Annotated in this window: 9 protein-coding genes and 1 pseudogene; 6 read left to right on the top strand and 4 right to left on the bottom strand. The window is 39.8% G+C overall.

Annotation, left to right across the window (positions count from 1 at the left end):
• Position 1: 1 nt before the first annotated feature.
• Positions 2-2866: a helicase C-terminal domain-containing protein gene (locus tag MR181_RS07985; protein ID WP_369807486.1), complete on the bottom strand. Its 2865-nt coding sequence runs from the start codon at positions 2864-2866 to the stop codon at positions 2-4.
• A gap of 159 nt (positions 2867-3025) precedes the next feature.
• Here MR181_RS07985 and mvk point away from each other — a divergent pair, with 159 nt between their 5' ends.
• The 6 genes and pseudogenes from mvk to MR181_RS08015 all read left to right on the top strand — a co-directional run bounded on the left by mvk (position 3026) and on the right by MR181_RS08015 (position 9341).
• Positions 3026-3976: a mevalonate kinase gene (mvk, locus tag MR181_RS07990; RefSeq protein WP_191911218.1), complete on the top strand. Its 951-nt coding sequence runs from the start codon at positions 3026-3028 to the stop codon at positions 3974-3976.
• Positions 3976-4947, top strand: a complete 972-nt coding sequence (gene mvaD, locus MR181_RS07995; RefSeq protein WP_242336861.1) for a diphosphomevalonate decarboxylase — start codon at positions 3976-3978, stop codon at positions 4945-4947. Before mvk ends, mvaD begins: the two co-directional genes overlap by 1 nt.
• A 25-nt stretch (positions 4948-4972) precedes the next feature.
• Complete coding sequence (locus tag MR181_RS08000) at positions 4973-6085, top strand: phosphomevalonate kinase (protein ID WP_242336864.1); 1113 nt, start codon at positions 4973-4975, stop codon at positions 6083-6085.
• 111 nt (positions 6086-6196) lie between these two features.
• Positions 6197-7234 (top strand): type 2 isopentenyl-diphosphate Delta-isomerase, encoded by a 1038-nt coding sequence (gene fni, locus MR181_RS08005; RefSeq protein ID WP_242336867.1) that lies wholly within the window; start codon positions 6197-6199, stop codon positions 7232-7234.
• Positions 7235-7250: 16 nt separating this feature from the next.
• The gene (locus MR181_RS08010) at positions 7251-7937 is read left to right on the top strand and encodes a YjjG family noncanonical pyrimidine nucleotidase (RefSeq protein ID WP_242336869.1); all 687 of its coding nucleotides are present in this window, start codon (positions 7251-7253) and stop codon (positions 7935-7937) included.
• A 164-nt stretch (positions 7938-8101) separates the two neighbouring features.
• A pseudogene (locus MR181_RS08015) lies at positions 8102-9341 on the top strand (ISL3 family transposase).
• 74 nt (positions 9342-9415) lie between these two features.
• Here MR181_RS08015 and MR181_RS08020 read toward each other — a convergent pair.
• Genes MR181_RS08020 through MR181_RS08030 form a run of 3 tightly spaced genes read right to left on the bottom strand, consistent with a single transcriptional unit; the run spans position 9416 to position 11578 of the window.
• Positions 9416-10387 (bottom strand): L-lactate dehydrogenase, encoded by a 972-nt coding sequence (locus MR181_RS08020; RefSeq protein ID WP_242336872.1) that lies wholly within the window; start codon positions 10385-10387, stop codon positions 9416-9418.
• A gap of 30 nt (positions 10388-10417) precedes the next feature.
• Complete coding sequence (locus MR181_RS08025; protein WP_182581543.1) at positions 10418-11158, bottom strand: LrgB family protein; 741 nt, start codon at positions 11156-11158, stop codon at positions 10418-10420.
• A 15-nt stretch (positions 11159-11173) separates the two neighbouring features.
• Positions 11174-11578, bottom strand: coding sequence for a CidA/LrgA family protein (locus tag MR181_RS08030; protein WP_003716951.1), 405 nt, complete (start codon positions 11576-11578; stop codon positions 11174-11176).
• Positions 11579-11831 lie beyond the last annotated feature (253 nt).

The following is an 11831-nucleotide window of genomic DNA, read 5'->3' on the forward strand; positions in this document are numbered from 1 at the left end:
CTTACCTTTCGTTATTTGTCCGGTGCTTTTTTAAAAAATTTTTGGCATTTTCTACCAGCTCGGTAGTTGATAATTCCTTTATCGGCAAATCTTTAGGAAGGTTCTTGAGCATTGAACTTCCGTAGTGCCGGGTATTAATTCGCGAATCAAGGATAATCCCTACTCCAAAATCATTTGGCGTCCGTAATAACCGGCCAATTCCCTGTTGGAGTCTCATGGTTGCCTTAGGAAGAGCTGCATGGTAGAACGGATTTTTCCCCTCATATTTCAGTAAATTATTATGTGCACGCGTCATGATTTCATTTGGCGAATCAAAAGGCAAGCGGGTTATAATCAGTAGTTCTAAGGATGATTTAGGGAGATCAATTCCTTCCCAAAAACTAGCTGCGCCTAGTAAGATCGAACTTGTTCCGCTTGCAAACTGCTTTAATAATTTTTCACGGCGGCCAGTAATTCCTTGAGCCAAAATATCTCGCTGATCAAATAAGTCTGTTTCTTTAAGCTGACTATAAACCTGCTCAATTGTTACTAACGAATTAAAAAGGATCATTGTTTGGCAATGGTTGTTTTTACATAATCGATAAATCGTCTGTGCTAAATAACGAGTGTATTCCTCGTTATTAGTCTGATTCGGAATTGGTGCATCTTTAGCAACCAGCAATTCTGCCTGCTCTGCATAATTAAACGGTGAGGCAAAACGCTTTTGCAATGTGCGTCCTTTTTCTAGATCCAACTGTTCATACAAATAGTTAGAACGACTAGAAGTAAATAGCGTTGCCCCAACAAATAATGGTTGAGCAAAGTATGGATAAACGTTCTCTGTTAAGAAGTGATTAACAGCCAAGAGACCACCACTAAGTCGCATTGAACTGTGCTCAGTAGATTGCTGGACGGTGAGCCAGAAAGCAGCGGATTCACCACGTTCCTCAAGGGTTTCAATAAATTGGTGAAGCTTGTTATCTGCATCAGCAAGAACCATCCACTGACTCTGAAATTGACTCATTAAGTACCGATCACTAAATAACCACCGGTCAGCTTGCTGTTCAAAAAGGTGCCGGAGAGCCATAAAATGAAGCTGAACACTTGCTAATGCCTGTTCAAGCTGCATGATTGGTTTATTACTTGGCGTTAATAGCGAAAATAATTGCTGATTATTCAACGGTTGCTCAATTAATTCATTACTATTATTACCTTGAACATTAAGCATAAATTGACGATACAACGCCTGCTGAAACGCATCAGTGGCTTCACTAAGCGAGCGCAAATCATCTCTCAACAGTTCAACATTGTATGTCCCTAACGCATGATCTTCAAAAATATTTGCAAGGTTTCGTTCCTGATTATCGCTAACTAAGTTCTCCAACACATGGATCGCAGTTCTAATATTTTGAAAATCAAGCGTTTGTCGTGAACGACGAAGAATACTTTCGCTTAAGTGCTGAGCCTCATCAACCACTAGGTATGGTCGTCTAGTGCCATCCCCTAATTCTTGCGCATGAGCAACTAAGTAGGCATGGTTAGTAATAATTACATTTGCAGTATGTAATTGCTTTTGCCGACGAATTAAGAAGTCATCTTTATAAAACTCATTATCTTCGCGCAGAGTTTTAATACCTTGGTGACGAATTTCAGCAAAATATGGTGAACGTTGCGCATTTAAGTTCAATTCGTCAAGATCACCACTGGTAGTTTTTAGCAGCCAGACAAGAATTTTTGCCTTAATTAACTGAATATAGTCAGAATCTTCAACGATACTTAATGAATGAACAAACTTAGCCAGATCAAGATAATGCGAATTCCCCTTAATTACTACTCCATTTAATTCAAATGGTAGGAGTTTATTCAATTGCTTCATTGTCCGTTGCGCTATTTGTTGTTGCAAAAGATTAGTTGCCGTGCTGATAACAATTTTCTTATCTGGATACGCTGCATAGGCTAAGGGAAGAAGGTACCCTAATGTTTTCCCTGTTCCGGTTCCAGCTTCCACAATCATTGATTTAGGCTCATCATGAGTATAGTTATTATAAATACTATTCATCATCTTTGATTGGGTAGGACGAAATTCCAATAAGTCACCATACAGCTTAATCTTTGCCCGCTTTGTTGATGGATAACGGACATTGGTTGCCTCTCCTAAGCTTGTTGCCGGACGAACCTTGTGGAGAACAATTCCGTGACTAACATATAGACTATCAGCTAATGGCAATGGATGAGCATCTCGCCGTTCTAGCTCCTGTTCCAAAATCATTGTCGTTTGTTGAGGCAGGTTTAATTTAAGTTCAACAAGTTTTTCAAGCGTTAGTGTCGGCAACTCTCGTAATTGCTTCATTAGGTCCACTAGTAAATGAGCAGTTGCTTCTGCATCAGAAACCGCGCTGTGAGGATGATCATGCTCAATTGATAATGAACTTGTCAAGTCTCGCAAGCGATAGCTCTTTGCAGTCGGCATTAATATTTGACTTAGCGTTACCGTATCAATGGCCTTAATTGATAACGGAGGGTAACCAGCACGTTCTAACTCGGCATTCAAAAACGGAAAATCAAAATTAACATTATGCGCCACAAAAACAGTGCCACTGAGGAGACTGTATAGTGTCCCAGCAACATCTTCAAATAACGGTGCATTCCGTACGTCACTATTTTTAATTCCTGTTAATTGAGTAATCTGCCGCGGAACCACTACTCGCGGATTAATTTTTGTTTCAAAGCGATTAATGACCTCGCCATCTTGAACAAGTACACAGCCAATCTGGATAATGCGGTCACCATGATTAACACTTGTTCCGGTCGTTTCCAGATCAACAACCGAATATATTGGTCCACGTGACTTTTTTGCTTTCTGTCGACGTTTTTTCGTTGTTGACAAACTATCACCATGTTTCATTATTTATTCGATCAAAGTTCTGTTTTTATGATACACCATTCGTTTTTTAAATTATAGTAACAATTGCCGTTGTTCTTTGGCAAATCAGTAATTTTACGCTATTATTAATAATGGTATTTTACGAAGAAAGTAGGTTTTGATGTGAAAGAACAAGGAATCGGTCACAGTCATGCCAAAATAATTTTAATGGGCGAACATAGCGTGGTCTATGGTGAACCAGCAATTGCCCTTCCGCTTCCAGATGTTACGTTAACGGTAACAATTAAGTTAACGAACAAGGGAGGCCACCAAATTAAAAGCCGTTACTTTGAAGGATCATTAAATCAAATTCCCGAAAAGATGGCAGGAGTCCAACGCTTAATTTCTTCATTGATGCAGCGTTTTAATGGTGAAAGCGATCAATGGACAATGACAATTAAAAGCCAGTTACCAGCAGAACGTGGTATGGGATCATCTGCAGCAACAGCGGTCGCTATCGTTCGCGCTTTTTTTGATTTATACGAAGAAAAGCTTGGCCGCAAGCAATTGCTCCAGCTTGCCGATATCGAGGAAGAAGTAACCCACCGAAGTCCTTCTGGTTTAGATGCGGCAACTGTCAGCTCAACATCACCACTCTACTTCGTTAAGGGTCAAGCTGGAGTACCGTTGAAAATGAACTTACAGGCAACAATGGTCATTGCTGATACAGGGGTTAAGGGAGCCACTAAGGAAGCAATCATTGCTGTTAGACATGAATTAGAAACTAATCATAATGCAGCGTTAAGCCATATTAATCATTTAGGAAAACTGGTTAATCTAGCTAAGGATTATTTAAGTCATAATGAAGCAATGAGCCTTGGCATCGCACTTAATAGCGCGCAAAGCGACCTAGCTGCACTAAATGTTAGTGACGAACACTTGGATCGATTAATCGCTGCTGCTAACCATAATGGCGCATTAGGAGCTAAACTAACGGGAGGCGGCCGTGGCGGTTGTATGTTTGCGATTACCAGAACCGCGCTTGGTGCCAGAAAACTAGCAGGGATTTTAAAAGATAATGGTGCTAAGCAAGTATGGTTACAACCACTTGGGGATACGGAGGAAATAAACTAATGATCACCGCACGTGCACACACTAATATTGCGTTAGTTAAGTACTGGGGGAAAAAAGATCAAAAGCTGATCATTCCGCAAACGGATAGCCTTTCACTAACGTTAAATGAATTCTATGCTGATACAGGGGTTGAATTCAGAGACGACCTAATAGCAGATGACATTGAAATTGATGGTCAACCGATCACTGGTCGTTCTGCCGAAAAGGTTAAGAATTTTCTTGATATTATTCGGCAAATTAGTGGCAACCATAATTATGCTAAAGTTATTTCCACTAATCACGTACCAATGTCTGCAGGGTTGGCGTCTTCCGCTTCCGCATTTGCCGCCCTTGCGACTGCAGCTAGTAAGGCAGCCGGCCTAAATCTTGACCGGCGCTCCCTTTCTCGCCTTGCTCGCCGTGGCTCAGGTTCAGCTACACGTTCCATTTATGGCGGCCTTGTTGAGTGGCACCGGGGAACTGATGATCAATCTTCCTTTGCTGAACCGATCATGGAAAAAGTCGATTTTGGAATTGAAATGATCGCGATCCTAATCAATACGACCAAGAAAAAGATTTCAAGTCGTCAGGGAATGCAGTCAAGTGTTGAGTCTTCACCTTATTACCCTACCTGGCGAAAAGTTGTTGCTCACGATATGGTTGCAATGAAAAAGGCTATCTCTGACAAGAATATTGATCAGATCGGCCACATTGCTGAAGAAAATGCTCTCCGAATGCACGCTCTAACTCTTTCTGCTGATCCAGGATATACTTATTTTAATGGTGATACGATCCGCGCAATTCAGGCAGTTAATGACTTGCGTTCACACGGGGTAAGTTGTTACTATACTATGGATGCTGGTCCAAACGTTAAAGTGATTTACGATCAAAAAGATCGTGAAAAAATTGTTCAATATTTGGGGAACCTTTTCAGTAAGCAAAGGTTAATTATTTCACAGCCTGGACCAGGAGTAAAAATTATCGATAAATAGGATTTGATTGAGAGGTTTTGTAAAATTGATTACTGAAAAAGCACCTGGCAAACTTTATATTGCTGGTGAATACGCTGTTGTGGAAAATGGTTACCCGGCGATTTTAGTAGCATTGGATCAATTTGTCACTTGTTCCATTGAAGAAAGTGCTGCAGAAGTTGGTAAAATCATTAGTCGACAATATCACAATAATGCTCTACAGTGGCATCGTCTTGGGGAACAAATGATTGTTGATAATCGTGATAACCCGTTTTCTTATATTTTGTCCGCAATCAAAGTAACTGAGGAATATGCCCGTAGTTTCGCGCGTGAATTACGGATATTCGATCTCCATATTGATAGTCAGCTGGATAGCGACTCAGGAAAGAAATACGGCCTTGGTTCTTCCGCTGCCGTTACGGTTGCCACGGTAAAAGCCCTTTGCCATTTCTATAACCTGCCAGTTACTAAGGATGAAATCTTCAAATTAGCCGCAATTGCTCACTTTGAAGTTCAAGGAAATGGGTCATTGGGAGATGTGGCCGCTTCCGTTTATGGTGGTTGGATCGCCTACCATTCATTTGACCGTCAATGGCTTGCTCAACAACGAAAATATCTTGACTTGAGAACCCTCGTTGATCTACCATGGCCTGATCTCAAAATTGAATCCTTAAAGGCGCCAAACAACCTTCAGCTCCTTATTGGATGGACTGGAAAGCCGGCATCGACTTCACAACTAGTCGATAAGATTTCCCTGTTCAAGGCTCGCCAACAAAAAGAGTACCGCCAGTTTTTGGAAGATAGTAAGCACTGCATTCAACGAATGGTTGAAGGTTTTCATAATGCTGATTTGGAGTTAATTAAAAATGAGATCCGGTATAACCGGGAATTGTTAAAGCAACTCGGTACGAACTCCGGTGTTCATATCGAAACCCCCGTCCTAAATAAACTCTGCCAAATTGCTGAAGATTTTGGCGGAGCAGCAAAGACATCCGGTGCTGGTGGTGGTGATTGTGGAATCGTTGCTATCGATCGTGATAGTAACTTCAAACAAGTATTGAAGAAGTGGGCGGCCAATAAAATCGAGCAACTCCCCCTTTCGGTTCACTTCATCGAAAATGTTAAGGGTGAGATCAAGTACCACCTCATCAAAAAATAATAGTTAATGATAAAAGAGTGTGATAATTGATCGATCATGATTCAAAAGTCACACTCTTTTAGTTAATTTTAAGTATTATTAATTCGGAAAGTTATTTTAAGGAGAAAAACTATGGAATCAAGTCATGCCCAACGAAAAAATGAGCACCTTTCGTTAGCAACTAAGCTTTATAACCAGGTCCACACCAATTCATTTAACAGTATGCAGATCATTCACAAGAGTCTTCCAGAAATTAGTCTTGATCAGGTGAACCCCGTTACTAACTGTGGAACCTTAAAGCTGGCGGTTCCCTTTTTCATTGAGGCAATGACCGGTGGCAGTCAAAATGCATTTAAGATTAATCAAGAACTTGCAATGGTTGCTAAAAAACACCACCTTGCAATGGCACTTGGCTCAGCAAGTATTATCTTTCATGATCCAACTGCTAAAAAGAGTTTTAAGGTTGTCCGTGACATTAACCCGGACGGAATTGTTATTGCTAACCTCAGTGCCAAAGCCAGTTTAGAACAGGCAAAAACGGTTATTGACCTGCTAGATGCCGATGCCCTTGAACTCCATGTTAATACTACTCAAGAATTAATTATGGATGATGGTGATCGTAACTTTCACTGGTTAACTAATATTGAATCTTTGGTTAACCGCCTTAATATTCCGGTTATTGTTAAGGAAGTTGGTTTTGGTATGGATAGTTCAACAATTAACCAGCTGCAATCAATCGGTGTTTCCATAATTAACATTAGTGGTCGCGGTGGAACTAACTTCGCTGCAATCGAAGATCGACGGAATCATACAGCAGATTTTAGTTTTCTCAATTATTGGGGGCAAACAACATTAGAATCAATGTTGGAGGCCCGTGAAGCGCGTACTAAGGATACCCAAATTATTGCTTCTGGCGGAATCTGTTCCCCGTTAGACGTTATTAAAGCGGGAATCCTTGGTGCTAATGCTGTTGGTGTTGCCGGCTATTTTCTTAATATTCTCATCCATGATGGAATTGATGCACTCGATAAAGAAATTACTAATTGGCAAATGGCCCTTCCGCGACTTCTTGCCCTCCTTGGTTGTAAGTCATTTAACGAGTTACCGTCAACTAATTTTGTCTTACACGGTAAAGAACTCGAATATGCTCAACAACGTGATTTAATTTAAGGATGGTGATTATCGAATGACAGCGTATCAAAACATCCTTTTTGACCTTGACGATACACTATTAGATTACGGAGCCGCCGAAAGCCACGCCTTAAAACAACTCTTTAGTGATTTCAACCTGAAATTAACACCAACCGTTAAACAAACATTCCAAAATTATAATGTCAGGATGTGGCAACGGTTCGAACGGAATGAACTCACCTGGGATCAACTTATGGAACACCTCTTTGCCGACTATTTTAAGGCTTACCACCAACTAAATGTTCCTGGTAAAAAGACAATTCAAACCTACCTCAAATACCTCAGTAATAATCATCAACTGGTTTCCGGTACGCGAACAGTAATGAAGTACCTAAAGCAAAATAACTACCACGTATATGCAGTTACCAATGGGCAAAAGATAGTGCAAGATCAACGACTGAAGGATGCTAAACTACTCCAGTATTTTGATGATATTTTTATTTCACAAGTGATTGGACTTCAAAAGCCGAACAAAGAAATGTTTGATTTTGTACTTCACCACATTAGCGGTCATCGTAGTAACACTTTAATGATTGGAGATTCATTAAGTTCTGATATTCAAGGCGGCATTAATGCTCATCTTGATACAGTCTGGTTCAACCCCCATTCATTGCATAATTCAACTCGCTTAAAGCCAACCTTTGAAATCCACCGTTTAACCGAGCTTAAAGCAATTCTTTAAAAAGAAAAAGATGTGATGAATTCTCATCACATCTTTTTAGGGTATACACTTTCTGGTATTGATAAAAAATCAATGCCAGTTTTTTTGTACACAAAAAGGACAGCTGCTGCCCTCGTGTTGTACAATCAATTCACCAAAAAAATCATGTAAAGAAGGTTATGCAGATGTCCCAAAACAATTCTATCCTAAATCTCCTCGGAATTGAAGACCAGAATATCAAGGTTCTCAAAGTCGAAACTATTTTGAAAAACAATGAAGAGTGGAAACTGATTCATGCTTCACTGACTTATCCCGTGGATCGCTGTAAAAACTGTGGATTTAAATCAGTGGTCAAAAACGGCTTGCGAAAAAGTCATCTTCGTTTGGCAAGTCTTAACGGTACTCGATATGAAATGATTCTAGCTAAGCAACGTTACTATTGTTCCAATTGTCAAACTACTTTTGGTGCTATTACACAATTAACTAAACCTAATCATACTCTTTCCCGAGATCTTAAAAATCAAATCATGGCATTAGTTCGTGAAGGTTTGAATGGCGAGCTAGTCGCTCGCCTTTGTCATTGTTCAGCCAGTAGTGTTCGTCGGACCATCACCGAACGAGTTGAACCTCATTATCGAATGGCCGTCCTGCCTAAACACCTCTGCTTTGATGAATTCCGTTCAACGAAGTCCATCATGTCATTTATCTGTTGTGACAGTGAAATTCACCAACTGGTAGTTAAGCTCCACGATCGACTCTCACCTTCCATCATCGACTACTTTGAGAATCGCTATAGTCGGGCTGAACGGGCTCAAGTAGAAACCGTTGTTATCGATCTCAATGCTCAATACCAAAGTTTCATTTACCGCCTCTTCCCTAATGCCAAAATCATTATTGATCGGTTTCATATCGTCCAATTAGCCGGACGAGCTTTAGATAACTGTCGAATCAATCTTCTTAAGACCCTCAATAAGCAAAGTCGTGAATATAAAATTATGAAAACTCAATGGCGGTTATTCCATCTTAAGCAGACCAAGCTTAATCCCGAAAAACCAGTTTATCTTCGGGGAATAAATAAACGAATATATAACTAAGCAAAACGTCGTCGATCTAATCACCTGTAAATTTACTGAATTTAAGGCAGTTTATCAAACCTACCAAGGAATTACTCAAGCTATTCATGATCGTAATACTGAACTGCTTAAAGCAGTTCTTCAGGACTATCGAACTACCAATACTGAAATGGATACGACAATTTATACCCTAAAGAAGAACCGACAAGCCGTTATTAATAGCACTAAGTATGAATTCTCAAATGACCCCTTAGAAGGAATCAATCGAAAAATTAAAGCACTCAAACGAACCTGTTATGGTTTTGCCAATCAAAAATTTTTCTTTTTAAGAATTGATTGTCTTTTTGTATAAAAAATACCACCCACATTTCTGTGAGTGGTATCGATATCCATCAATACCAGTTGACAGATACCCTCTTTTTATTACTACTTAATCAGGTAGTTAACTAAACCAACCTTAGTCATCCCGTCAGTAGCAATTTTTTTCAAAGCTTCAGCTGACTTAGTCATTGCTTCGCTTTCACGTTCATTTAATGGAACTTCGATAACCTTTGAAATACCAGATGCATTGATAACAGCTGGGGTTCCAAGATAGTTATCCTTAATACCATATTCACCATCAATGTAAGCACCAACTGGTAATACAGCATTTTCATCCCGTAGAATTGCCCGTGTAATTCTCATTAAGCAAGTTGCAACACCATATGCAGTAAAGCCTTTTCGGTTGATGATTTCGTAAGCCTTGTGACGTACGTCATCTTCAATCTTTAGCAATTCATCATTGCTGATGCCTTGTTCTTCACAGATTTGAAGAAGTGGCTTACCACCAACTGTTGCACTGGAGTATGCAGCAAATTCTGAATCACCGTGTTCTGCCATCACATTAGCACTAATATCAAGTGGACTAACACCCAACTTCTTTGCTAAAGCAATACGTAAACGTGCTGAATCAAGTGAAGTACCGGATGAGATAACCCGGTTAGCAGGTAATCCTGAAATCTTCTGAACTGCATAGGTTAAAACATCAACTGGGTTTGTTGCAAGTAAAAGAATTCCGTCGAAACCGGTGGCCATAATACTCTTCGTAATTTGCTTCATGATTTCAAGGTTCTTTCCAACTAAGTCAAGGCGAGTTTCACCTGGCTTTTGAGCAGCCCCAGCACAAATTACAACTAGGTCTGCGTCTGCACAAGCATCGTAATCAGCTTGATAAACTTGCTTCGGGGCAGTGAAAACAGTTGCGTCTTCTAAATCGAGGGCGTCACCTTCAGCTTGTTCCTTTGACAGGTTAACAATTGCTAATTCTTCAGCCAACCCTTGTTGAACTAATGCATAAGCATAAGCTGAACCAACTTGTCCGTCACCAACAAGAACAACTTTTTGATGATTTTTTGACATAATTCAGTTTCTCCTTAATGATAAATTAAATTACATGAATAAGTGGGCGTAGATTGGAACCAAGATATCCATTGCTAATGAAATAATCAGAACAGAAACACCGGCCATGGCACCTTGAACTTCACCAAGTGAAAGAGCCTTAACGGAACCAACGGTGTGCCCTGCAGAACCTAAACCTAAACCAGTAGCAACGGCTGAAATCTTCTTCAAACCAAGAACCTTAATAAGGAATTCGGCCAAAGCGTAGATAACAACGGCGTTAAGGATACATGCCATTGCAGTAACGGCTGGAACACCATGAACACCAGCAGCAATTGGCATGGCAACAGCAGTAGTTGCGGCTTGTGGCAACATTGATGCAGTTGAAGCGGCAGAAAGACCGAATAACTTACATACAAGGTTGATAAGGAACAATGAAATAAATCCACCAACGAAGCAGATTACGATAATATCGAACCAGTACTTCTTGAAAATGTTGTTAACACGGTAAACTGGAATAGCGAAGGCCATAGTAGCTGGGTTCAAGAACCAGAAAATCATGTTACCACCAGGAAGGTAGAACTTCTTGTAAACAGCAGCGGTAGTGGAACCAGTGCCCTTAGCCCAAATTGCTAAGACAACGATACCAAGTACCATCCCAACAAGTAATGGGTTAAAAAGGAAGAATCCATTACTAATCTTTGTTAACCACATACCAATTAGGTAAACAATCAATGAAATGAAGATACCAGTAAATGGTAATGCTAGATTTGTAACAATCGTATTAGCCATAATTATTGTGCCTCCCTAGTCTTCTTTAGTACCAGTGATCTTGTGGTGAATGCTCATAACAAGGGCACCAACGTAGGCAATAACAACAAGAATGATAATCGTAGCAATGATAATTACGATAACATCTTGAAGTCCTTCCTTCTTCATGATGTCAAGGTGAGCAGCTAATTGGATACCTGATGGAACGAACAGGAATGCAATTAGTCCGATCATAAAGTCACCAAACTTAGCAACTTGGTGAAGCTTAACAATATGAGTAGCCAACAGAATGTAAAGCAATACCATACCAATTAAAGGAGTTGGTACAACAAAGCTCTTTGGAAAAAGATCAGAGATCAATTGAGAAACAAATAAAATAGCAGCAAAGATTCCCATTTGAACATAAATGTTGGAATCCTTAGGTTGTTTGTCCTTTTCCATAACTTATTCCCTCCCACAGAAATAAAAATAAATTTTGTTCGGTACCGTTTTCACAGCGCCTCTTCAGTTATTTAATTTACACTTTTTTTACCATTTGTGTTGAATTTCACACTTAAATAGCCATATTTGAGGATGAAATGCCCTAACCAGCAGATGAAATGCCCTCAAGATTGTTAATTTATTTACAATTAATTACTATTCAACCGATCTTTAACCATTAATTCTTTGTTAATCTTTTTCTAAATTACTGTTA

Source organism: Limosilactobacillus urinaemulieris (assembly GCF_932750685.1).
Taxonomy (GTDB): Bacteria; Bacillota; Bacilli; order Lactobacillales; family Lactobacillaceae; genus Limosilactobacillus; species Limosilactobacillus urinaemulieris.